This is a genomic window from Enterobacter cloacae complex sp. IR5422, from assembly GCF_049238165.1.
Lineage (GTDB): Bacteria > Pseudomonadota > Gammaproteobacteria > Enterobacterales > Enterobacteriaceae > Enterobacter > Enterobacter roggenkampii.
In genome coordinates this window covers 41,789-64,136 of sequence record NZ_JBMKHT010000001.1, presented here as the reverse complement: position 1 = coordinate 64,136, position 22,348 = coordinate 41,789, and the positions used below count along the sequence as shown (strand labels likewise).

At 59.2% G+C, this 22,348-nt stretch carries 22 protein-coding genes; 20 read left to right on the top strand and 2 right to left on the bottom strand.

Going from position 1 to position 22,348, the window contains the following annotated elements; genetic code table 11:
• The first annotated feature begins 84 nt into the window (after positions 1-84).
• The 12 genes from dnaT (at position 85) to ACOTXT_RS00260 (ending at position 11,798) form a co-directional block, all read left to right on the top strand.
• Positions 85-630: a primosomal protein DnaT gene (gene dnaT, locus ACOTXT_RS00315; protein WP_021240595.1), complete on the top strand. Its 546-nt coding sequence runs from the start codon at positions 85-87 to the stop codon at positions 628-630.
• Positions 627-1,364 (top strand): DNA replication protein DnaC, encoded by a 738-nt coding sequence (dnaC, locus tag ACOTXT_RS00310; protein ID WP_333165397.1) that lies wholly within the window; start codon positions 627-629, stop codon positions 1,362-1,364. The genes dnaT and dnaC overlap by 4 nt, the downstream gene beginning before the upstream one ends.
• 83 nt (positions 1,365-1,447) lie before the next feature.
• On the top strand, positions 1,448-1,930 hold the full coding sequence (locus ACOTXT_RS00305; RefSeq protein ID WP_021240596.1) for a DUF2501 domain-containing protein: 483 nt from the start codon (positions 1,448-1,450) through the stop codon (positions 1,928-1,930).
• 270 nt (positions 1,931-2,200) lie between these two features.
• Positions 2,201-4,492, top strand: coding sequence for a phosphatidylglycerol--membrane-oligosaccharide glycerophosphotransferase (gene opgB / locus ACOTXT_RS00300; protein ID WP_032676075.1), 2,292 nt, complete (start codon positions 2,201-2,203; stop codon positions 4,490-4,492).
• Between the two features lie 180 nt (positions 4,493-4,672).
• A complete protein-coding gene (locus ACOTXT_RS00295; protein WP_021240598.1) occupies positions 4,673-5,311 on the top strand; it encodes an EAL domain-containing protein in 639 nt (212 codons plus the stop codon).
• Positions 5,312-5,489: 178 nt separating this feature from the next.
• Entirely contained in the window at positions 5,490-5,984 is a 495-nt protein-coding gene (locus ACOTXT_RS00290; RefSeq protein WP_008502098.1) for a Csu type fimbrial protein, read from the top strand.
• 2 nt (positions 5,985-5,986) lie between these two features.
• On the top strand, positions 5,987-6,763 hold the full coding sequence (locus tag ACOTXT_RS00285; RefSeq protein WP_055321626.1) for a fimbrial biogenesis chaperone: 777 nt from the start codon (positions 5,987-5,989) through the stop codon (positions 6,761-6,763).
• Positions 6,684-8,972 carry a fimbria/pilus outer membrane usher protein gene (locus ACOTXT_RS00280; protein WP_333165403.1) on the top strand — a complete coding sequence of 763 codons (2,289 nt, stop codon included), beginning with the start codon at positions 6,684-6,686 and terminating at the stop codon, positions 8,970-8,972. The genes ACOTXT_RS00285 and ACOTXT_RS00280 overlap by 80 nt, the downstream gene beginning before the upstream one ends.
• Entirely contained in the window at positions 8,963-9,919 is a 957-nt protein-coding gene (locus ACOTXT_RS00275; RefSeq protein WP_025912122.1) for a Csu type fimbrial protein, read from the top strand. Before ACOTXT_RS00280 ends, ACOTXT_RS00275 begins: the two co-directional genes overlap by 10 nt.
• Positions 9,920-10,045: 126 nt before the next feature.
• Positions 10,046-10,786 (top strand): winged helix-turn-helix domain-containing protein, encoded by a 741-nt coding sequence (locus ACOTXT_RS00270; protein WP_023326651.1) that lies wholly within the window; start codon positions 10,046-10,048, stop codon positions 10,784-10,786.
• A gap of 2 nt (positions 10,787-10,788) precedes the next feature.
• Entirely contained in the window at positions 10,789-11,262 is a 474-nt protein-coding gene (locus tag ACOTXT_RS00265; RefSeq protein WP_032635519.1) for a hypothetical protein, read from the top strand.
• 29 nt (positions 11,263-11,291) lie between these two features.
• Complete coding sequence (locus ACOTXT_RS00260) at positions 11,292-11,798, top strand: GNAT family N-acetyltransferase (protein WP_055321629.1); 507 nt, start codon at positions 11,292-11,294, stop codon at positions 11,796-11,798.
• 137 nt (positions 11,799-11,935) lie between these two features.
• Here the strand turns inward: ACOTXT_RS00260 and tsr are convergent, their stop codons facing one another.
• A complete protein-coding gene (tsr, locus tag ACOTXT_RS00255; protein ID WP_023293346.1) occupies positions 11,936-13,600 on the bottom strand; it encodes a methyl-accepting chemotaxis protein in 1,665 nt (554 codons plus the stop codon).
• An 83-nt stretch (positions 13,601-13,683) separates the two neighbouring features.
• Positions 13,684-14,124, bottom strand: coding sequence for a homoprotocatechuate degradation operon regulator HpaR (gene hpaR, locus ACOTXT_RS00250; protein ID WP_008502106.1), 441 nt, complete (start codon positions 14,122-14,124; stop codon positions 13,684-13,686).
• 270 nt (positions 14,125-14,394) lie between these two features.
• On the opposite strand from hpaR, the gene hpaG reads away from it, so the two are divergent.
• From hpaG to hpaA, 8 genes are all read left to right on the top strand, one after another.
• Positions 14,395-15,672 carry a 4-hydroxyphenylacetate degradation bifunctional isomerase/decarboxylase gene (gene hpaG, locus ACOTXT_RS00245; protein ID WP_333165408.1) on the top strand — a complete coding sequence of 426 codons (1,278 nt, stop codon included), beginning with the start codon at positions 14,395-14,397 and terminating at the stop codon, positions 15,670-15,672.
• Positions 15,669-17,135, top strand: a complete 1,467-nt coding sequence (hpaE, locus tag ACOTXT_RS00240; RefSeq protein WP_055321631.1) for a 5-carboxymethyl-2-hydroxymuconate semialdehyde dehydrogenase — start codon at positions 15,669-15,671, stop codon at positions 17,133-17,135. Before hpaG ends, hpaE begins: the two co-directional genes overlap by 4 nt.
• A 2-nt stretch (positions 17,136-17,137) precedes the next feature.
• On the top strand, positions 17,138-17,989 hold the full coding sequence (gene hpaD, locus ACOTXT_RS00235; protein ID WP_008502109.1) for a 3,4-dihydroxyphenylacetate 2,3-dioxygenase: 852 nt from the start codon (positions 17,138-17,140) through the stop codon (positions 17,987-17,989).
• Between the two features lie 9 nt (positions 17,990-17,998).
• Entirely contained in the window at positions 17,999-18,379 is a 381-nt protein-coding gene (locus ACOTXT_RS00230; protein ID WP_008502110.1) for a 5-carboxymethyl-2-hydroxymuconate Delta-isomerase, read from the top strand.
• 106 nt (positions 18,380-18,485) lie between these two features.
• Positions 18,486-19,289, top strand: coding sequence for a 2-oxo-hept-4-ene-1,7-dioate hydratase (gene hpaH, locus ACOTXT_RS00225; RefSeq protein ID WP_021240607.1), 804 nt, complete (start codon positions 18,486-18,488; stop codon positions 19,287-19,289).
• Positions 19,290-19,298: 9 nt separating this feature from the next.
• A complete protein-coding gene (gene hpaI, locus ACOTXT_RS00220) occupies positions 19,299-20,096 on the top strand; it encodes a 4-hydroxy-2-oxoheptanedioate aldolase (protein ID WP_055321632.1) in 798 nt (265 codons plus the stop codon).
• Between the two features lie 21 nt (positions 20,097-20,117).
• Complete coding sequence (gene hpaX / locus ACOTXT_RS00215) at positions 20,118-21,470, top strand: 4-hydroxyphenylacetate permease (RefSeq protein WP_055321633.1); 1,353 nt, start codon at positions 20,118-20,120, stop codon at positions 21,468-21,470.
• On the top strand, positions 21,442-22,332 hold the full coding sequence (hpaA, locus tag ACOTXT_RS00210; RefSeq protein ID WP_047747950.1) for a 4-hydroxyphenylacetate catabolism regulatory protein HpaA: 891 nt from the start codon (positions 21,442-21,444) through the stop codon (positions 22,330-22,332). The genes hpaX and hpaA overlap by 29 nt, the downstream gene beginning before the upstream one ends.
• Positions 22,333-22,348 lie beyond the last annotated feature (16 nt).

Sequence of the window (22,348 nt, the reverse complement as noted above, 5' to 3'; positions counted from 1 at the left end):
CGGGGAAATCCCCTCCTTTCCTTTCCCCTCTCTGTGCTACCATAAGCCCATATCACGCCCGTAGTAATCAGTAGAGTAAGCGTTATGTCCTCCAGAATTCTGACCACCAGCATTGCTGGTATTGATGCCTTTATGCGCGACCCACGCGGTGTGTTGACCCACGCCGAAGGCGGCACGGTTGCGGTTTTTGCCGACAACGCGCCAGCGTTTTACGCAATCACACCGGAACGTCTGGCACAGCTTCTGGAGATCGAAGCGCAATTGGCACGCCCGGCAAGCGATGTCACGCTGGATACCCAGTTCTTTGATGAACCGGTTAACGTTCCCGTGACCGTTCCGATGGGTAAATTTGCCCTCTATGCGGGCTGGCAGCCGGATGCAGATTTTCAGCGGCAGGCCGCGCTGTGGGGCATTGCGTTAACCCAACCCGCCACAGCGGAAGAGCTTGCCGCGTTTACCGCCTGGTGGCAGGCGGAGGGTAAAGTGTTCACCCATATTCAGTGGCAGCAAAAGCTCGCGCGTCATCTCCAGATTACCCGCGCTGGCAACAACGGCCAGCCAAAACGTGATATCAATGCCTTTTCAGAACCGGATAAACAGATCCCCAGCGGATTCCGAGGTGCGAAATGAAGAACGTCGGCGACCTGATGAAACGTCTGCAAAAAATGATGCCTGCCAACGTGAAGCCTGCATTCACCACCGGTGAAGAGCTGCTGGCGTGGCAAAAAGAGCAAGGCAAGATCCGCGCCGCCGCGCTCGCCCGCGAAAATCGGGCGATGAAAATGCAGCGCACCTTTAACCGTTCCGGTATTCGTCCCCTGCACCAGAACTGCTCGTTCGATAACTATAAAATTGAGACCACCGGGCAGATGAACGCGCTCGCCGCCGCGCGTCAGTACGTGGATGAATTCGACGGCAATATCACCAGCTTCATCTTTAGCGGCAAGCCGGGCACCGGCAAAAACCACCTTGCTGCCGCCATCTGCAACGAGCTGCTTCTGCGCGGTAAATCGGTCCTCATCATCACCGTGGCCGATATCATGTCCGCGATGAAAGACACCTTCAGCAACCGTGAAACCAGCGAAGAACAGCTGCTTAACGATCTGAGTAACGTCGACCTGCTGGTCATCGATGAGATTGGCGTTCAGACGGAATCCCGCTATGAAAAAGTGATCATCAACCAGATTGTCGATCGCCGCTCCTCGTCCAAGCGCCCTACCGGCATGCTGACGAACCATAATATCGACGAGATGACCCGCCTGCTGGGGGAACGCGTCATGGACCGCATGAAGCTGGGTAACAGCCTGTATGTCATCTTCGACTGGGACAGTTACCGCAGCCGCGTCACCGGGAAAGAGTATTAAGACAGTTCCAGGAATCGCCGACAGGTCGCAGGTATATACTGGAACCCCTTCGGCCCAAAACGGACCTTTTTGAGAGAGCCATGATGAAAAAACAGATTCTAATCAGCACCTTTTTAGGCGCGCTGCTGGTAACCGGCGCAGCGCAGGCGGCGTCCTGGCAGGAATCCCTGTCAAGCGCAGCAAATGAGCTGACCAAAGAGAGCAGCAGCACGCAGGGCGGACTTTCCGCCTCTTCCCTCACCAGCCTGCTGGGCAACAGTTCCCAGAGCCTCAGTGCGGGGACGATGAACAACGCGGCGGGGATTCTGGAATATTGCGCGAAGCAAAAGCTGGCCTCCGTGACCGACGCGCAAAACGTGAAAAACCAGGTGCTGGGTAAACTGGGTCTGGATACCCAGGAGCAAAAAGCGGACACCAACTACATGGACGGCATTCAGGGCCTGCTTAACGCGCAGAACGGTCAGCAGCTTAACCTGAGCACCCTCGGCAACTCTTCTCTGGCCAAACAGGTGAAAACCAAAGCCTGCGATCTGGTGCTGAAACAAGGCGTTAATTTCATCTCCTGATCCACCCCATTTTCTGCCACAACACGCCGCGTTTAGTACGATAGTCTTGCAGCGCGGCGCTAAATGAGCGTTTTTCCTGCCTGCCACCGTCTCAGCGTCCGTTTGTCAGGATGTGCACATCTTCATAAAAACGATTTTCTAAACCAAATCCTAACAACAGCACACTTTCGTGACACTAAAATTGCAGCTTAACGACATCGCAATTACATTGTATCACCCAAAAAATAAACAGTTAGCCAGCGAAGCACCTGGCGTCATGAGGATATGCTGTTGTCAGAATTCTTGTCTCTTATCCTTTTTCTGGCTTCTGTCGGCGTTTACGCCTGGAAAGCCGGCCGTCACACCTGGTGGTTTATCGCCACGCTGGTGGTGCTCGGCATTTTTATTATTTTAAACATTACCTTATACGCCAGCGATTACTTTACCGGTGACGGTATTAACGATGCGGTGCTCTACACCCTGACGAACAGCCTGACGGGCGCAGGTGTGGGTAAGTACATACTTCCGGGGCTCGGCCTTATCGTCGCGCTGGTGATGATTTTTGGCGCGCTGGCCTGGGTGCTGCGTCGCCGTCGCCATCATCCGCACCATCATGGCTACAGCCTGCTGGCGTTATTCCTGGCGCTGGCCTCCGTCGACGCCAGCCCGGCGTTCCATCAGATCACCGAGCTGGTGAAATCCCAGTCGCGCGATGGCGATCCGGATTTCGCGGCTTACTACAAAGAGCCGTCGAAAACGATCGCCAACCCGACGCTCAATCTCGTCTATATCTACGGTGAAAGCCTGGAGCGCACCTACTTTGATAACGATGCCTTCCCGGACCTGACGCCAGATTTGGGCGCGCTGAAAAATGAAGGTCTCGATTTCAGCCACACCATGCAGCTGCCCGGCACGGATTATACGATTGCCGGGATGGTTGCCTCCCAGTGTGGTATCCCGCTGTTCGCGCCTTTTGAAGGTAACGCCTCAGCCTCCATGTCGACCTTCTTCCCGCAGAATATTTGCCTCGGCGATATCCTGAAAAACTCCGGCTACGAAAACTATTTTATGCAGGGAGCAAACCTGCGCTTCGCCGGAAAAGATGTGTTCCTGAAATCCCACGGTTTTGACCACCTGTACGGCTCAGAAGAGTTAAAAACGACGGTTGCCGATCCGAGCTACCGCAACGACTGGGGCTTCTATGACGATACGGTACTCGACGAAACCTGGAAGAAATTCGAGGAGCTGTCCCGCGCGGGCAAGCGTTTCTCTCTCTTTGCGCTGACGGTGGACACCCACCATCCGGACGGGTTTGTCTCGCGCACCTGCAAGCGCAAAAGCTATGAGATTGATGGCAAAAACAACAAATCGTTCAGCGCCGTCACCTGCAGTCAGGAGCACATCGCCGCACTGGTCGAGAAAATCAAAGCCTCGCCCTGGTTTAAAAATACCGTCATCGTCGTCTCATCTGACCATCTGGCGATGAAAAACAGCGCGTGGGATCAGCTCAACAAGCAGGATCGCAGCAACCTGTTCTTCGTCCTGCGCGGCGACAAGCCGCAGCAGGAGGAGATCGCCACCAAACGCAACTCCATGGATAACGGCGCCACCGTGCTGGACATTCTGGGCGGCGACAACTTTATTGGCCTGGGCCGCAGCACGCTGTCGGGGCAATCCCTGTCGGAAGTGTTCCTCAACATGAAGGAAAAAATTCTCGCCTGGAAGCCAGACATCATCCGCCTGTGGAACTTCCCGAAAGAGATGAAGGACTTCACCGTCGATCGGGATAAAAACACCATTGCCTTCTCGGGCAGCAACTTCCGTCTGCCGCTGCTGCTGCGCGTCTCGGAAGGACGCGTTGAGCCGTTGCCGGAAAGCGAGTATTCCGCGCCGCTGCGCTACCAGCTGGCCGATTTTGCGCCACGCGATAACTTCGTCTGGGTCGACCGGTGCTACAAAATGGGCCAGCTCTGGTCGCAGCCGCTGGCGCTCTCGACCGACTGGTGCGTCTCGCAGGGCCAGCTTGGCGGAGAGCAAACCGTTCAGCACGTGGATAAGGCGCAGTGGAAGGGCAAAACCGCCTTTAAAGATACGGTGATAGATACCGCGCGCTATCAGCGTAACGTCGATATGCTGAAAATCGTCGACAACGATATTCGCTACAAAGCGGACAGCTTTATCTTTAACGTGGCCGGCGCGCCGGAGGAAGTGAAACAGTTTAGCGGCATCTCGCGGCCGGAGTCCTGGGGACGCTGGTCCAACGCGCAGCTGGGCAATGAGGTGAAAATTGAGTACACCCATCCCCTGCCGGAACAATTTGATCTGGTGATCACCGCCAGGGCCTATGGGCCTAATGCTAACAAGCCCGTACCCGTGCGCGTGGGCGATCGGGAGCAGACGTTAACGCTTGGAAACGACGTGAGCACACAAACGCTGCATTTTGAGAATCCTTCGCGCAGCAATACCCTGGTGATTGTACCGCCGGACCCGCAGTCCACGAATGAGGGAAATATCCTTGGGCATTCGCCGCGCGAGATCGGAATTGGCATGGTCGAAATCAAAATCATCAGCAAAGCGGGTTAATGCGCGTCGCGCCCGGCGTTCTGCCGGGCGCTTATGAAAATAAATAATCCTTTATAAATCTTATAAAATAGATAAAAACACTTTATATAAGCCATTTTTATCTATAAATATCCTGTCAAAAACCAAATCTATAAAATGTGCAGCTCCTGAAATCACCACGGAGCGTTACGCACTTTTATCATGCTAACCGGCTATAAGTTCGAATCCATCCGGGCACTGCGCAGTGAAAATGTGATTGCCTGGGAGGTATTGTCCACGGCAAAGCCCCACGTCAATCTTGAAGATTACTTTGGCTCGATGACCGCGACCCAGCGTAAAGCGCACTTCTTTGCGCAGCTTCGTCACGCCATGTTTTGCAAGGATGGCGACAAGTATTACCTCAATGCGACATCGGATTTACTGCTGGACACGGACTTCCTCGACAGGCTCAAAGAAGAAACACCCTGCCCGGAGAGACTTGCTATCGAGGTCACCGATCTCCATTCGATGGTACAACTCGACGATACGCAAAGCCGGGCGCTGCGGAAATGCATCGCAACGCTCCATCAGTGGGGGATAGAAGTGTGGGCAGACGATGTTTGCGAAGACCTTCTTCCCGAACTTCTGACCAGCCAGATCCGCTTCTGCGGCATCAAAATTGACAAACATACCTTCTGGAACGGACGGACCGAGCAGGCGAAGTTTCTGCATCTCACCCGCCAGTGCAAGCGCGTCGCCAGCAAGGTGCTGATCGAAGGCATTGAAACCGCAGGTGATTTCGCACTGGCCCGCGCCAGCGCGGCCGATTACGGCCAGGGCTATCTGTGGGGCAGAAAATGACCCCTCTCATTCCGAATGCTGGCGATATGGTCATCGTTCTGCGCGGCAATGCCTGTTTATGGCCTTGCCCCACTTGTTGCTGCCACAACCTGGCGGCATTCCATCAAAAACGCTGCCTGCTGGACGCTCAGTCATTCGCTTTGTAATTGCACTGTTACTCACGTCAGGAAATAAGATCATGAAAATTATTCCCACCGCTGTATGTTGTTCCGTTCTCCTGCTTCCTGCTGCTGCGATCGCCGCAGACAGCACCGCAAGCGCGACGATGCACGTATCACTTGAGGTCGTGAAGTCGTGCACCCTCAAAGCCAACGACCTCAACTTCTCGCGTCACGGCTCCGATGAGTCGAGCGAAATCCAGGCCAAAACGCAGGTCGATATCGTCTGTACCAACGGCACGCCGTTCACTCTGACCGCCACCAGCAACGACGGCGAAAATGGAACCTTCTGGCTGAAGCCGGAAAACGGCGACACGGGCGCGCAGAAGATTGCGTGGAAACTCTTTGCTGACGAAGGCAAACAGACGCAAATCACCGGCACGAATGGCCTGGACGATACCGGCAACGGTGCGGAACAGGAAGAAACGCTGTATGGCGTGATTGACGCCGGGGCGCTGACAACCGCCCAGGCAGGTACCTACAGCGACGATATCACGTTAAAACTGGAGTACTGATCGTGCGTCGCTATCTTTCCTGCTTCATTCTGTGGCTCATGATGCTGGCGCTGCTGTCACGCTACGCGCTGGCCGCCACGCTTCAGGTGGCCCCGGTAACGCTCGATCTGCAGAGCGACCAGCGGGCAGCGGCGGTCTATCTCACTAACAGTGGGAAAGCGGCCATCCATGCGCAGATTCGGGTGTACGAATGGACGCAAAAAAACGGTAAAGATGTTCTGCTGGCCACCGGGGAGGTGGTCAGCAGCCCGGCGATGACATCACTGGCGCCGGGCCAGCAGCAGCTGGTGCGTATTATCGTCATGCAGCCCGGCATCCGTGCACAGGAGCAAAGTTACCGGCTGGTTATCGACGAACTGCCGGACGCCACGTCCCGTGCCGCCAATCCCACCGCGGTGCACTTCCTGCTGCGCTACTCGATTCCGGTGTTTATTGCCGGGAACCAGAGCGCGCCCGTCAGCCACGATGCCCTGAGCTGTGAGCAGTCTGAAATACCGGCCACCCTTCGCTGCTTTAACGCCGGAAACCGCCACATCCGTCTCAGCCACCTTGAGGCCCTGACGGCCGATGGGCAGGTTGTAGGGTCGATTAAAGGCCTGGCGGGCTATGTGCTCCCGGGACAAACCGCCCTTTTGCCGCTTAAACACGCTTCACGTCACGCGCTCAGCACGCTGCGCGTCTATCTCAATGATGACCACCATGCCAGCCAGATACCCCTGCGCCCGCTCGCTTCTCGCGCTCCTGTTTTGGCTACCGCTCATGCTGTCAGCCCGGACTGAACCCGCCGACACCGTACAATGGCTGGCCATTACCGTGAACCACGCCCCGCGAGGCGAGCTCTGGGCCTGCCGGGTGGTGGATAATGCGTTATGGATAAGCCACAGCGACATGAAAAAGCTGGGGCTTCACGCCCCGGACGATCGTGCCGAATGGGTTGAGCTGACGTCCCTGCCGGGCCTGAAGGTTAATCTCGACGTGCTGTCCCAGCAGGTGTCGATTACCGCTGAGGCAGAGGCGCTCGAGGGCCAGCAGCATCTCACCGCCTCAAAGCCCGCGCCGATGTATCGCTACCCTGATGCACAACCCGTCAGCGCCTATACGCTCGGATACGCGCTCTACGCCAGCGATGTGCAGGGGAAGCGCCAGCTCAACGCCCAGACCATGCTGACCGCATCCGGAGGATTACCCGGAACGTTCAGCAGCAGTTTCTCAAGCCATGCCGGGGAGGAAAACAGCGCCGGTCGACCGACCCACACGCGTCTCGAAACCCGCTGGCAGTGGGACAACACCGACTCGCTGACCACGCTGGCGCTGGGCGACAGCATCACCACTGGCGCCCGCTGGAGCCGACAGGTGCGCTTTGGCGGGCTGCACTGGGCACGTAATTTTGAGCTCAATCCGCAACTCAATACTGAACCGCGCAGCCGCTACAGCGACACGGCCGTACTGCCTTCCACGGTCGATTTGTATATCGACGGCCTTAAGCAGAGCAGCCAGCGCGTCACGCCGGGTGACTTTCTGCTGGATACCCTGCCCTCCTTCACCGGAAGCGGGCAGGCGGAGGTGGTCATTACCGATATCAACGGCCAGCGTCGCACCGTACAGCTCGATCTCTACGGCGCGCCGGGCATGCTGGCGGAAGGGCTCAGCAGCGGTTCGCTGGACATCGGCTGGATGCGGGAAAACTACGCCCTGCACTCCGACGACTATGCCGCCTCGCCGCTGCTGGACGCGGGCTGGCGCTATGGGGTGAATAATCACCTGACGCTGGCACTGCATACGGAGCAGCAGCGCAGGCTGCACAACGTGGGCACGGGCGCTGACTGGCTGGTCTCTCCCGCCGTAGGGGTGGTTAGCCAGCACGTTGCCGTGAGCGACAGCCCTTACGGTCAGGGCGTTCAGTGGGGCCTCGGCTGGCAGTGGAACGGCAGAGGAACGGGCATTTCTGCCAGCACCGTCCGCACCGAGGCGGATTTCGCCGACAACGCCCGCATGAGCGGTGCCGCCCCCGTCAGACGCAGCGACAGCGTTTGGGTAAGCCAGTCCGTCCCCCACTTCGGCACCCTGGGCGCGGGCTGGGTACAGCAGAACATTCAGGGCAGCACGCAGCGCTACCTCAATGCCTCCTGGTCGGTGTCGCTGCCGGCACACATCTCCACCACGCTGAGCTATACCCGCTCGTTTACGGATGCGTCGAGTCAGGTTCAGCTACTGCTTTCCGTCCCATTGGGTCGCGAGGACACGCTCTCCGTTCAGGCCAGCCGGGATAAACCACGCATGGATTACCGCCACCAGCCGGACGATGAGGCCGGCGGCTGGTCATGGGAGCTGGGCCAGGGCTTTGGCGAACGACGTGAAAGATATGCAGACGCAGGCTATCTGGGCCGCGCGGGCGAATGGCACGTTGGGCTGCAGCAAGGTGCCAGCCAGCGCAACCAGTACGCCTCAGCCGAAGGGAGCCTGACGCTGCTGGACTGCAGCCTGCACGCGCTGCGCTACATCCAGCAGGGCATGGCGCTGGTCTCCACGCACGGCATTGGGCACGTACCGGTGATGCTGGAAAACCGTCCGGCCGGTGAAACGGATGAGGACGGTTATCTTCTGCTGACCGACCTGCCGCGCTACCACAACAGCAAAGTCAGCATTAACCCGCTCGATCTGCCTGCCGATGTGATCGCCCCCGTCACCGACATGCATGCCAGGCCGGGCAACAACAGCGCGGTCAAAGTCGATTTTAACGTCCATCACGCCGTCACGGTTCAGGCCCGGCTGGTCGACAGCCGCCGCAGGCCGCTCCCGCTGGGCAGCGTCGTGTCAACGCCGCAGGGTGCCACCATCGTGGGCCGCGATGGCTTTATCTGGCTTGAAGATCCGCCCCTGCCGGGTGAACTGGTGGTGAAGACCGGTGAGGGAGAGTGCCGGGTCGCGCTTCCGGCGCCCCGTACCGCATCATCTATACAGAATATGGGAGAACAACTGTGTCATTAAGAGCGCCGTTATTATTGCTGCTCGTCCTGTCCGTAAAGGCGATGGCGGCAGCCTGCTGGATAACCTCCATGCCCGCCATTAACTTTGGCAACGTCGTGGCGGGCAATACCACCTCCGTCAACACCGAGGTCAAGTTTAGCTGCCAGGCCGACAACGAGGGCAGGACGGAATATCTCAACGTCTGCCTGAGCAGCGTAGACGCCCCGCCCTTTGAGATGATCTCGCCGGGGGACCAGGAAGGAAAACAGTACACCCTCCTCTTCCGCCTGCTGAACGGCGCAGCACGCTCTCAGGAGCTGGGGCCTGCCAGCAGCGGGAACCTGATTCAGCAGACTCTGGCCGCGCAAAGCAATGCCAACGTCAGCGGTACCTTTCCGCTTATCGCCACCATTCCGGCAGGGCAAAGCCAGCTTCCGGCCTACCACTATTACAACTACAACATGAATCTGCGCATCGCCTGGCACAGCGCCCTGCGTCAGGATGCCCTGCAAAACTGCTCGGACGGTTCCGCAGAGGGGGAGCAGGTGCAGGGCGGCACCAGCGCGCAGGCCGAAATCAGCCAGGGATGCTACATCGAGCGCGTGACGCCCCTTAACTTCGGCACCCTGACCAGCACCGCGACCCTGCGTCCGACGCGTTCCACCGCCACCCTGACCACGCGCTGCCCGGCCGGAACCGCATTCACCCTTGCCATGGGCAAAGGCAACCATGCCAGCGGTAATCAGCGGCAGCTCTGCAACAACGAGGGCCAGTGCCTGCGCTACGGGCTCTGGCAGGATGAGGCGGCCACGCAACGCTGGGGAGATCAAAGCAGCGGCGATGCGCTGCAGGTCACCAATCCCGCTGGCGGCACCCAGAACTACACCGTTTACGGCGAGGTCCCGGCACAGCCGCTAACCGGTACCGGGGAATTTATTGATGACGTGATTATCACGCTGACTTATTAAACCACCCAAAATCCTGTCTGGATCAATGTTATCGGTAACAGTGGCGTTAAAATAGCCAGCAATGCAGCCCGGAAGGCGTAGACCTTCTCTTTTTATTTTTTATCTCTGTTTTTATTACAACAACTTATGAAATACCTGCTTGCTGACGCCATCGTCTATAACGACGAGGACGGTTCTGTTTCTCTTATCAATGCGCCGGATGAGGATGCGCAGCTCCTCACCTGTACGGCCAATACCATCATGAAGCTGCTGGTTCAGCATCATGGGAACGTGGTTGAACGGGAAACCTTTCTCCAGGAAGTCTGGGATCGGCGAGGGCTTCAGGGGTCTAACAACTCCTTAAACCAGTACATCAGCATTCTGCGCAAGATGCTGGCGGCCCTGCTTCCCGACGCGCTGCTTATCGTTACCGTACCGAAAACGGGCTTTATGCTCAGCGCGGACGTTACGGTCACTCCGCTGGAGGAGGCCCCGCCGACCGCCGAAACGGCGAAACCTGCATGGCGCGTTCGCCCTGAATGGCTGTTCTGCGGCGCGCTCACGCTGGTCGTCGTTGCGCTATGCCTCTGGATCGCGCTGATCAAGCCAGAAAATTCACAAAGGGAGATCCATCTGCTGACGCATATCGGCACCTGCCCGGTCTACACCTTTACGCCGCTGGCGGACGTATTTCACGGGAAGGCAATAGCGCTGGCGCAAACGCTTCAGAAGGACGGCCATCTTCCGTGCCTGAAAAATTCAATTTTCTACATGCACATTCAGAGAACGCTTTTCTACGGCCACGAAGGGCGGCTGGTGCTCTCCCAATGTTCCCTCACGCAGGGTAAAGCCAGCGCCTGTCGTACGCTTTACTATTACGAGTGGTGATGATGAGACACAAAAAAGTTTGGCTAATCCTGATCCTCAACCTGCTGCTGCTGGGCACCGTGCTGGCGTGGTACTTTCACACGCCCCCGCTGTCGGTGGCCTGCGACGGAAACCTGACCTTTTCCGACCGGCGCGACAACCACGATTTCACCTTTGACGGTGAGATCATTATGCGTTTTCATCCCGACAAAACCGGGTACATCACGGTTAACGGCAGCGTGGTGAATGCCCCACGCAGCTGGGAGGTTTCCCGCCAGGAGATGTTTAAATGGCGTCACGTGGAGGGCGAACTGTATGAGATCGCTATTCAAAAAGTGGAGCGTTTTAGCCATGACGCCATGCCGCCCGGGGTCTTTGAAAAATACGTTGCCGGCCTGACGCTGGGCAATAAAAGGCTCCTGACAATAGAGCGCACGCCGGAAGACGCGCTGGTGATCAGCAATTTCTATTCGCCGGTGCTGATCTGCTCGGAATAATGTCGACGGGTCAGGCTATACTTGCCGCCATGACTCTTCGCATTCGCCCCACCACCCTCAACGACATTGCCGCCCTGCCCGCCATTGAACGCGCGGCGGCCGGGCGCTTCCGTGACTTCCCGGCACTCGCCTGGCTTGCCGATGGCGAGGTCATTTCCGCTGAGCAACACCTCGGCTATGTCGAACGCGGGTTAAGCTGGCTGGCGCTGGCAAACGACCAGCCCGTCGGGTTTATCCTTGCCGAAGCCCATCCGTCTTCACTGTTTATTGTCGAACTCTCGGTTGATCTGGACTGGCAGGGAAAAGGGATCGGCAGGCAGCTCATCGCCTGCGTGGCAGATTGCGCCCGTAAAAGGGGGCTGACCGCGCTGACGCTGACGACGTTCAGGAACGTCCCGTGGAATGCGCCGTTCTATGCGCGGCTGGGGTTTGAAAAAATAACGACGCTGACGCCTGAACTGCGTCAGAAAAGGGAAGAAGAGACAGCGCACGGTTTCGCGTATGAAACGCGCTGCGCCATGCGCCTGCCTCTGTAATATCGCCCGGTGGCGCTGCGCTTACCGGGCCTACAAAACCACAAACCGTAGGCCGGGTAAGGCGCAGCCGCCACCCGGCAAAAGCCACAAACCGTAGGCCGGGTAAGGCGCAGCCGCCACCCGGCACAACATACGGGTTAGAACGTTTCCCAGTTATCACCAGCATCAGCGGTAACCGTTTTACGCGCCATCGCCGGTGCTGCAACGGTTTTCGCAGAAGCGAACTCACGCGCTTTCATCTGCTCCTGCTGAATGCGGAACACCGCCACGGCCTGCGTCAGACGGCTTGCCTGCTCTTCCAGTGCGGCTGCCGCTGCGGCAGACTCTTCCACCAGCGAGGCGTTCTGCTGGGTCACGCGATCCATCTCTGCCACCGCCAGACCGACCTGGTCGATACCGCGGCTCTGCTCGTCAGACGCAGAGGCGATTTCACCCATGATGTCCGTGACGCGGGTGACCGCATTCACGATCTCACCCATGGTTTCACCGGCGCTTTCGACCAGCGTTGAACCCACTTCCACGCGGCCCACGGAGTCTTCGATCAGGCTCTTGATCTCGCGTGCCGCCTGGGCGCTGCGCTGGGCCAGGTTACGCACTTCACCTGCCACCACCGCAAAACCACGGCCCTGCTCGCCCGCACGCGCCGCTTCTACCGCCGCGTTCAGTGCCAGGATGTTGGTCTGGAAAGCAATGCCGTCGATCACGCTGATAATGTCGGCAATTTTCTGCGAACTGCCCGCGATATCGCGCATGGTCTGCACCACGTTGTCCACCACTTTGCCGCCTTTCTGCGCGGTTTCAGAGGCGCTCAGCGCAAGATGGCTCGCCTGACGGGCGTTCTCGGCGTTCTGCTTAACGGTCGCCGTCAGCTGCTCCATGCTGGCAGCGGTCTCTTCCAGGGAAGCGGCCTGCTGTTCAGTACGGGAGGAGAGGTCGTTGTTGCCCATCGCGATTTCACTCGCGCCGCTGTAGATCGCATTCGCGCCGTTACGCACGTCGCCAACGGTACGCACCAGTTCGCCCTGCATATGGCGCAGCGAGTCGGCCAGTTCACCCATCTCGTTGGTGCCCTGAACCTCAATGCGCTTCACCAGGTCGCCGCTGGCGATATGGCGAATGTTGTCGATCAGACGATTCAGCGGGGAGATCAGCGTCTGCTTGATGTTGAGCCAGACGGCCACAATCACCACCAGCACGGCAATCAGGACGCCGATCAGCACCCAGATAGCCTGGCTGTAGGAGCTGTTGCTGTCTTCGACCGCCATCTGGTACAGCTTGTCGTTCTGCTGCAGGTAGCTCACGTACTGCTTCTCAAAACCGTCCTGGTAACTCTGGGTTGGCTGGTCGAAGAAGGCGTTGATTTTGCCCGCGCCCAGCAGCTGGATCAGCTCCGCCAGCGCGCCGTGGTAAATATCATAGTTACGCTTGATCTCCATGGCATCCGCATCGCTTTGACGCGGATCGCGCGGCAGGGCTTCGTAGGCAGCCCAGTTTTTTTCCGCCTGTTTTAGAGACGCAGACGCGATTTGCATCAAATCGTTCACGGTCGCGCCGCTACCGATATTGCTCTGATCCATCATGTAGCGAATACCCGCGCGGTTCAGGGTATTACGGGTTTGCAGCAACGCTACCCAGCTGCCGTTCAGCGTGGACTGTTGCTGGCGAATGGTTTGCAGGACGGTGAAATTCTCTTTGTCATTCTTCAGAGCATTAAAGAAAAGACCACCGGATGTGAGTTGTAAAAGGCCAAATATCGCTAAAACCAGCATTAAGCTGGTGACAATCTTGATACGGTTTAACATGTTTTCTCTTTCCTCAGACAGATACAGAATTTTCGGCCTGGAAAGGGAAAACTTTACGAAATTCATCCTGAAATTTGTGGTTTTTACTCTTCTTCCCGCGCTGCGTTATGTCGGTTTCCGAGTTCAATAAACTCTTCCAGCAGCGCCGTCAGCTGTTTCATCTTCTCCGGCGTATATTCCGCCTCAATCTGCTGATACGCCTCCTCCACCTGCGCCTGGGCGTGCTCATACAGCGCATTGCCCTCTTTGGTCAGCGAGACGTACAGCTTGCGCTGGTCGTTCAGCGGCTTTAAGCGCAGCACCAGGCCGTCGCGCTCCATGCGCGTCAGAATGCCGGTGAGGCTCGGGCGCAAAATGCAGGTGCGAAACGCCAGATCGTGAAAATCCATCGACGGATGTTCAGCCAGCACGCGCACAATGCGCCACTGCTGCTCGGTCAGGTTATGGCGCTTCACGATCGGGCGGAAGTAGGACATCGCCGCTTCCCGCGCCTGCAGCAGCGCGATGGTTAATGAATCATGCATAGCCTCTCCCCTTCACATCATTAACACGTAAACAATTCATAAAAGATGCTTTTATAAACAACACGTTTTCCGTCAAAAAGTCTAACAGAAACCCACTAATTTTATTAACCCTCTGATTTTAATATCAATAAAAACCAATATGTAAATTTATTGTTATTCGTATCACAAATCTTTCACTTCTGATTGCGAAATAATCAGCAAAAGCATAAAACCAGATCATTAACATATTAATGAAATCCAAACCGGACCTCCGGCCTGAGGAGTATGTGAATGAAAGGTACCGTCTTTGCCGTCGCCCTCAACCATCAGAGCCCGCGCGAAGCCTGGCGAGAGGCGTTTGAAAAAGCCCCCTACAACACGCCGCCGAAAACGGCGGTGTGGTTTATCAAACCGCATAACACCGTGATTCGCGCGGGCGACCCCATTCCGTTCCCGCAGGGGGAAACGGTGCTGAGCGGCGCCACGGTAGCGCTGGTGGTCGGTAAAACCGCCAGCAAGGTGCGCGTGGAGGACGCCGCGGCGTACATCGCCGGATATGCGCTGGCCAACGAGGTGAGCCTGCCGGAAGAGAGCTTCTACCGCCCGGCCATCAAGGCCAAATGCCGCGACGGATTCTGCCCGCTCGGCGAACCGGTCGCCGTTGATAACGTGGATAGCCTGACCATCATCACGGAGATCAACGGCCGCGAAGCGGACCACTGGAACACCGCCGATCTGCAGCGTAACGCTGCCGAACTGCTGAGCGCCCTGAGCGAGTTCGCCACCCTTAATCCCGGCGATGCGATCCTGCTCGGTACCCCGCACAGCCGCGTTGAGATCCGCCCGGGCGATCGCGTGCGTATTCTGGCAGAAGGGTTTCCACCGCTGGAAAACCCGGTGGTGGACGAGCGCGACGTCACTATTGCGCACCGCACGCCGCCGCACGCCACGCTGTTTGCCCTCGGCCTGAACTATGCCGATCACGCCAGCGAGCTGGACTTCAAGCCGCCCACCGAGCCGCTGGTCTTTATCAAAGCGCCGAACACCTTCAACGGCGACAACCAGACCTCGGTGCGCCCGAACAACGTCGAGTACATGCACTATGAAGCGGAGCTGGTGGTGGTCATCGGCAAAACGGCCCGCAAGGTTAGCGAAGCCGAGGCGATGGACTATGTTGCGGGCTATACGGTCTGCAACGACTACGCCATTCGTGACTATCTCGAAAACTACTACCGCCCGAACCTGCGGGTGAAAAGCCGCGACGGGCTGACCCCCATTTCCCCCAACATCGTGCCAAAAGAAGCCATTCCCGACCCGCACAACCTCGCCCTGCGCACCTTCGTAAACGGCGAGCTGCGCCAGGAAGGCACCACGGCGGATCTGATCTTCAGCATCCCGTACCTGATCGCCTACCTGAGCGACTTTATGACCCTGCAGCCGGGCGACATGATTGCCACCGGCACGCCGAAGGGGCTGTCCGACGTGGTGCCGGGCGATGAGGTGGTGGTGGAAGTGGAAGGCGTGGGACGCCTGGTGAACCGAATTGTGAGTGAGGAGACGGCAAAATGAAAAAGATAAACCATTGGATCAACGGTAAAAACGTCGCGGGCAGCGACTACTTCCACACCACTAACCCGGCCTCCGGCGAGGTCCTGGCAGAAGTGGCCTCCGGCGGCGAAGCCGAAATCCATCAGGCCGTTGCCGCCGCCAAAGAGGCGTTTCCGAAGTGGGCCAACCTGCCGACGAAGGAGCGCGCGCGCCTGATGCGTCGCCTGGGGGATCTGATCGACCAGAACGTGCCCGAGATCGCCGCCATGGAAACCGCCGACACCGGCCTGCCGATCCACCAGACCAAAAACGTGCTGATCCCCCGCGCCTCGCACAACTTCGAATTCTTCGCCGAGGTGTGCCAGCAGATGAACGGCAAGACCTACCCGGTCGACGACAAGATGCTCAACTACACCCTGGTGCAGCCGGTGGGCGTCTGCGCGCTGGTGTCGCCGTGGAACGTGCCGTTTATGACCGCCACCTGGAAGGTCGCGCCCTGTCTGGCCTTAGGCAATACCGCGGTGCTGAAGATGTCCGAGCTCTCCCCTCTCACCGCCGACCGTCTGGGCGAGCTCGCCCTGGAGGCGGGTATTCCGGCGGGCGTGCTCAACGTGGTGCAGGGCTACGGCGCGACGGCAGGCGATGCGCTGGTGCGGCATCACGACGTGCGCGCGGTCTCCTTCACCGGCGGCACCGCCACCGGGCGCAACATCATGAAAAACGCCGGGCTGAAGAAGTACTCCATGGAGCTGGGCGGCAAATCCCCGGTGCTGATTTTTGAAGACGCGGATATCGAGCGCGCGCTGGACGCCGCCCTGTTCACCATCTTCTCCATCAACGGCGAGCGCTGCACCGCGGGCTCGCGCATCTTTATCCAGCAGAGCATCTACCCGGAATTCGTCAAGCGCTTTGCCGAGCGCGCCAGCCGCCTGCGCGTGGGCGACCCGACCGATCCGAACACCCAGATTGGCGCGCTCATCAGCCAGCAGCACTGGGAAAAAGTCTCCGGCTATATCCGCCTCGGCATCGAGGAAGGCGCAACCCTGCTGGCGGGCGGCCCGGACAAACCGACCGATCTGCCTGCGCACCTGAAGGGCGGCAACTTCCTGCGTCCGACCGTGCTGGCGGATGTTGATAACCGCATGCGCGTGGCGCAGGAGGAGATCTTCGGGCCGGTGGCCTGCCTGCTGCCGTTTAAGGACGAAGCGGAAGGGCTGCGCCTGGCCAACGACGTGGAGTACGGCCTGGCGTCGTATATCTGGACCCAGGACGTCAGCAAAGTGCTGCGCCTGGCGCGCAGCATTGAAGCCGGCATGGTGTTCGTCAACACCCAGAACGTGCGCGACCTGCGCCAGCCGTTTGGCGGCGTGAAGGCCTCCGGCACCGGCCGCGAGGGCGGCGAGTACAGCTTCGAAGTATTCGCGGAGATGAAGAACGTCTGCATCTCCATGGGCGACCATCCGATTCCAAAGTGGGGGATCTGAAAATGGGCAAATTAGCGTTAGCGGCAAAAATCACCCACGTGCCGTCGATGTATCTCTCCGAACTGCCGGGCAAAAACCACGGCTGCCGCCAGGGCGCCATCGACGGACACAAAGAGATCAGCAAGCGCTGCCGGGAGCTGGGCGTCGATACCATTATCGTCTTCGACACCCACTGGCTGGTGAACAGCGCGTATCACATCAACTGTGCGGACCATTTTTCGGGCGTCTACACCAGCAACGAGCTGCCGCACTTTATCCGCGACATGACCTACGACTACGACGGCAACCCGGAACTCGGCCAGCTGATCGCCGACGAGGCGGTGAAGCGTGGCGTGCGCGCCAAAGCGCACAACATTCCGAGCCTCAAGCTTGAGTACGGCACGCTGGTGCCAATGCGCTACATGAACGCGGATAAGCACTTCAAAGTGGTCTCCATCTCGGCGTTCTGCACGGTTCACGACTTCGCCGACAGCCGCAGGCTGGGCGAGGCCATCGTCAGCGCCATCGAAAAATATGACGGCACCGTGGCGGTGCTCGCCAGCGGCTCGCTGTCGCACCGCTTTATCGACGACCAGCGCGCGGAAGAAGGGATGAACAGCTACACCCGGGAGTTCGACCGCCAGATGGACGAGCGCGTGGTGAAGCTGTGGCGCGAGGGTCAGTTCAAAGAATTCTGCAGCATGCTGCCGGAGTACGCCGACTACTGCTACGGCGAGGGCAATATGCACGACACGGTGATGCTGCTGGGGATGCTCGGCTGGGACAAATACGACGGCAAGGTGGAGTTTCTCACCGAGCTGTTCGCCAGCTCCGGCACCGGCCAGGTCAACGCCGTTTTCCCGCTGCCCGCCTAAGGAGCCACCATGCCGCACTTTATAGCTGAATGTACCGACAACATCCGCGAGCAGGCCGACCTGCCGGGGCTGTTCGCCAAAGTGAACGAGGCGCTCGCCGCCACGGGCATCTTCCCTATCGGCGGTATCCGCAGCCGCGCCCACTGGCTGGACACCTGGCAGATGGCCGACGGCAAGCACGATTACGCCTTTGTCCATATGACGCTGAAGATTGGCGCGGGGCGCAGCCTGGAGAGCCGGGAAGAGGTCGGTGAAATGCTGTTTGCGCTGATTAAAACGCACTTCGCGGCGCTGATGGCGAGCCGCTATCTGGCGCTGTCGTTTGAGCTGGACGAGCTGCACCCGACGCTCAATTACAAACAAAACAACGTGCACGCGTTGTTTAAGTAGACATCTTTTTCGCCCGGTGGCGCTTCGCTTACCGGACCTACAACGGCTCGAACGTAGGCCGGGTAAGCGCAGCGCCACCCGGCAACAGCCGCATAAAGGATACGCCATGCTCGATAAACACACCCATACCCTGATCGCCCATCGTCTGCATCAGGCGGAGCAGTCCCGGGAGCAGATCCGCCAGATCTCCCTCGACTACCCGACGATCACTATCGACGACGCCTACGCCGTCCAGCGCGAATGGGTCAGCCTGAAAATTGCCGAAGGCCGCGTGCTGAAGGGCCACAAGATCGGCCTGACGTCCAAAGCGATGCAGGCCAGCTCGCAGATTAGCGAGCCGGACTACGGCGCGCTGCTGGACGACATGTTCTTCCACGACGGCAGCGACATCCCGGTTGACCGCTTTATCGTCCCGCGCATTGAAGTGGAGCTGGCGTTCGTGCTGGCAAAACCGCTGCGCGGCCCGAACTGCACGATCTTCGACGTCTATAACGCCACGGACTACGTGATCCCCGCGCTGGAGCTGATCGACGCCCGCTGCCACAACGTCGACCCGGACACCCAGCGCCCGCGCAAGGTGTTCGACACCATCTCCGATAACGCCGCCAACGCGGGGGTGATCCTCGGCGGCCGTCCGATTAAGCCCGACGAGCTGGACCTGCGCTGGATCTCCGCCCTGCTCTACCGCAACGGCGTGATCGAAGAGACCGGCGTCGCCGCAGGCGTGCTTAACCACCCGGCGAACGGCGTGGCGTGGCTGGCAAACAAGCTCGCCCCGTATGACGTGCAGCTGGAGCCTGGCCAGATCGTTCTCGGCGGCTCGTTTACCCGCCCGGTGCCCGCCAGCAGAGGCGACACCTTCCACGTCGACTACGGCAACATGGGCTCCATCAGCTGCCGCTTTGTCTAGGAGATAACCATGCAAAACGCATTCAAAGCGGCGCTGAAGGCGGGCCGTCCGCAAATTGGGCTATGGCTGGGGCTGACCAGCAGCTACAGCGCGGAGCTGCTGGCCGGAGCAGGCTTCGACTGGCTGCTGATCGACGGCGAGCACGCGCCGAACAGCGTGCAGACCGTCCTGACCCAGCTGCAGGCCATCGCCCCTTATCCCAGCCAGCCGGTGGTCCGCCCGTCGTGGAACGACCCGGTGCAGATCAAACAGCTGCTGGACGTGGGCGCACAAACTCTGCTGGTGCCGATGGTACAAAACGCCGACGAAGCGCGGCAGGCGGTACGTGCCACCCGCTACCCGCCCGCGGGCATTCGCGGCGTCGGCAGCGCCCTGGCGCGCGCCTCGCGCTGGAACCGTATTCCGGATTACCTGCAGCAGGCCAACGACGCCATGTGCGTGCTGGTGCAGATCGAAACCCGCGAGGCGCTGAAAAACCTGCCGCAGATCCTGGACGTGGAAGGCGTCGACGGCGTGTTTATCGGCCCGGCGGATCTCAGCGCCGACATGGGCTTTGCCGGCAATCCGCAGCACCCGGAGGTGCAGGCCGCCATTGAACAGGCGATCGCACAGATACGCGCTGCGGGTAAAGCCCCCGGCATCCTGATGGCGAACGAGCCGCTGGCAAAACGCTATCTTGAACTCGGCGCGCGGTTTGTCGCCGTCGGGGTCGACACGACCCTGCTCGCCCGCGGCGCGGAAGCGCTGGCGGCACGCTTTATCGAAAAACCGGTTACGTCAGTTAATAACAATAAATCCGTCTACTAAACGTAAGATCTGGAGCGCACCATGACGACCTCTACCCTGCAAACCCATGATAATAAAGCTGTTGAACATCGCGCCATTAACAAGCTGTTCCGACGCCTGATCGTCTTTCTCTTTATCCTGTTTGTCTTTTCGTTTCTCGATCGCATCAATATCGGCTTTGCCGGGCTGACGATGGGTAAAGATCTGGGCCTCACGTCAACCATGTTTGGCCTGGCCGCGACGCTGTTTTACGTCACCTACGTGCTGTGCGGGATCCCGAGCAACATCATGCTGGCGAAGATCGGCGCGCGCCGCTGGATCGCCGGGATCATGGTAGTGTGGGGTATTGCCTCCACCTGCACCATGTTCGCCACCAGCCCCGAAACTCTCTACGTCCTGCGCATGCTGGTGGGCATTGCCGAAGCCGGCTTCCTACCGGGGATTCTGGTCTACCTCACCTGGTGGTTCCCGGCCTATCACCGCGCCCGCGCCAACGCGCTGTTTATGATTGCCATGCCGGTCACCATGATGCTCGGCTCAATCCTCTCCGGGTACATTCTGGCGATGGACGGGCTGTGGAACCTCAAGGGCTGGCAGTGGCTGTTCCTGCTGGAAGGGCTGCCGTCGGTGGTGCTCGGCGTGGTGACCTGGTTTTACCTCAACGACACGCCGGATCAGGCCACCTGGCTGGATGAGGACGAAAAGCGGGCGCTCAAAACGATGATCGCCCGCGAGCAGGAGGTTGCCATTGCCCAATCCGTCACGCCGCGCTCGACGCTGCGCGAGGTGCTGACCCCGGCGGTGCTGCTCTACACGCTGGCCTACTTCTGCCTGACCAATACGCTGAGCGCGATCAACATCTGGACCCCGCAAATCCTGCAAAGCTTTAACACGGGGAGCAGCAACATCGTCATCGGCCTGCTGGCGGCGATCCCGCAGTTCTGCACCATCCTCGGGATGATCTGGTGGAGCCGCCGCTCCGACAGGCTGAAAGAGCGAAAAAAGCACACCATCCTGCCGTACCTGTTCGCCGCGGCGGGATGGATGCTGGCCTCCGCGACCGATCACAGCCTGATCCAGCTGCTTGGCATCATCATGGCCTCAACCGGATCGTTTACCGCCATGGCGATATTCTGGACCACGCCGGATCGGGTGATTAGCCTGCAGTCCCGCGCGGTGGCGCTGGCGGTGATCAACGCCATCGGCAACGTCGGCTCCGCCGTTAGCCCATTGCTGATTGGGATCCTGCGCGACGCGACCGGCAGCTTCAGCTCGGGACTGTGGTTCGTGGCGGGTCTGCTGGTGGTCGGCGCGCTGGTGCTGACGCGCATTCCGATGACGCAGCGGGATCAACAGAGGAACGATCGTGTGCCAGAGCCCTATCGCCAACATTGATATCAGCAAGGAGTACGACGAAAGTCTGGGCACCGACGATGTGCACTACCAGTCGTTCGCCCGCATGGCGGCCTTTTTTGGCCGCGACATGCAGGCGCATCGTCACGACCAGTACTTTCAGATGCACTTTCTCGATACCGGGCAGATTGAGCTCCAGCTCGACGATCACCGCTATTCGGTGCAGGCCCCGCTGTTCGTCCTCACCCCGCCGTCGGTGCCGCACGCGTTTATCACCGAATCCGACAGCGACGGACACGTGCTGACGGTGCGCGAGGATCTGATCTGGCCGCTGCTGGAGGTGCTCTACCCCGGCACGCGGGAGGCGTTTGGCCTGCCGGGGATCTGCCTTTCGCTTGCCGACAGGCCGGACGAGCTGGCGGCGCTAAAGCACTACTGGCAGCTGATTGCCCGGGAATCCACGGAGCAGCTGCCCGGGCGCGAGCATACGCTGGCCCTGCTGGCCCAGGCGGTGTTTACCCTGCTGCTGCGCAACGCGAAGCTCGACGACCACGCGTCAGGCGGCATGCGCGGCGAGCTGAAGCTGTTCCAGCGCTTTACCCAGCTGATCGACAGCCACTACCACCAGCACTGGACGGTGCCGGAATACGCCAGCGAGCTGCACCTGACCGAATCCCGCCTGACCGATATCTGTCGCCGCTTCGCCAACCGCCCGCCAAAACGGCTGATCTTCGACCGCCAGCTGCGCGAGGCCCGACGCCTGCTGCTCTTCTCCGACAGCACCGTCAGCGAGATTGCCTGGCAGCTGGGGTTCAAAGATCCGGCCTATTTCGCCCGCTTTTTTAATCGCTTAGTGGGGTGCTCGCCGAGCGCATATCGGGCGCAGAAAGTACCGGTTTCCTGAACGCATCACGGTTCGT

Bases quoted from the DNA above. Each gene is read 5' to 3' on its own strand.
- dnaT (WP_021240595.1), top strand. From the start codon at position 85: ATGTCCTCCAGAATTCTGACCACCAGCATTGCTGGTATTGATGCCTTT.
- dnaC (WP_333165397.1), top strand. From the start codon at position 627: ATGAAGAACGTCGGCGACCTGATGAAACGTCTGCAAAAAATGATGCCT.
- ACOTXT_RS00305 (WP_021240596.1), top strand. From the start codon at position 1,448: ATGAAAAAACAGATTCTAATCAGCACCTTTTTAGGCGCGCTGCTGGTA.
- ACOTXT_RS00295 (WP_021240598.1), top strand. From the start codon at position 4,673: ATGCTAACCGGCTATAAGTTCGAATCCATCCGGGCACTGCGCAGTGAA.
- ACOTXT_RS00290 (WP_008502098.1), top strand. From the start codon at position 5,490: ATGAAAATTATTCCCACCGCTGTATGTTGTTCCGTTCTCCTGCTTCCT.
- ACOTXT_RS00280 (WP_333165403.1), top strand. From the start codon at position 6,684: ATGCCAGCCAGATACCCCTGCGCCCGCTCGCTTCTCGCGCTCCTGTTT.
- ACOTXT_RS00270 (WP_023326651.1), top strand. From the start codon at position 10,046: ATGAAATACCTGCTTGCTGACGCCATCGTCTATAACGACGAGGACGGT.
- ACOTXT_RS00265 (WP_032635519.1), top strand. From the start codon at position 10,789: ATGAGACACAAAAAAGTTTGGCTAATCCTGATCCTCAACCTGCTGCTG.
- ACOTXT_RS00260 (WP_055321629.1), top strand. From the start codon at position 11,292: ATGACTCTTCGCATTCGCCCCACCACCCTCAACGACATTGCCGCCCTG.
- tsr (WP_023293346.1), bottom strand. From the start codon at position 13,600: ATGTTAAACCGTATCAAGATTGTCACCAGCTTAATGCTGGTTTTAGCG.
- hpaR (WP_008502106.1), bottom strand. From the start codon at position 14,124: ATGCATGATTCATTAACCATCGCGCTGCTGCAGGCGCGGGAAGCGGCG.
- hpaG (WP_333165408.1), top strand. From the start codon at position 14,395: ATGAAAGGTACCGTCTTTGCCGTCGCCCTCAACCATCAGAGCCCGCGC.
- hpaE (WP_055321631.1), top strand. From the start codon at position 15,669: ATGAAAAAGATAAACCATTGGATCAACGGTAAAAACGTCGCGGGCAGC.
- hpaD (WP_008502109.1), top strand. From the start codon at position 17,138: ATGGGCAAATTAGCGTTAGCGGCAAAAATCACCCACGTGCCGTCGATG.
- ACOTXT_RS00230 (WP_008502110.1), top strand. From the start codon at position 17,999: ATGCCGCACTTTATAGCTGAATGTACCGACAACATCCGCGAGCAGGCC.
- hpaH (WP_021240607.1), top strand. From the start codon at position 18,486: ATGCTCGATAAACACACCCATACCCTGATCGCCCATCGTCTGCATCAG.
- hpaI (WP_055321632.1), top strand. From the start codon at position 19,299: ATGCAAAACGCATTCAAAGCGGCGCTGAAGGCGGGCCGTCCGCAAATT.
- hpaX (WP_055321633.1), top strand. From the start codon at position 20,118: ATGACGACCTCTACCCTGCAAACCCATGATAATAAAGCTGTTGAACAT.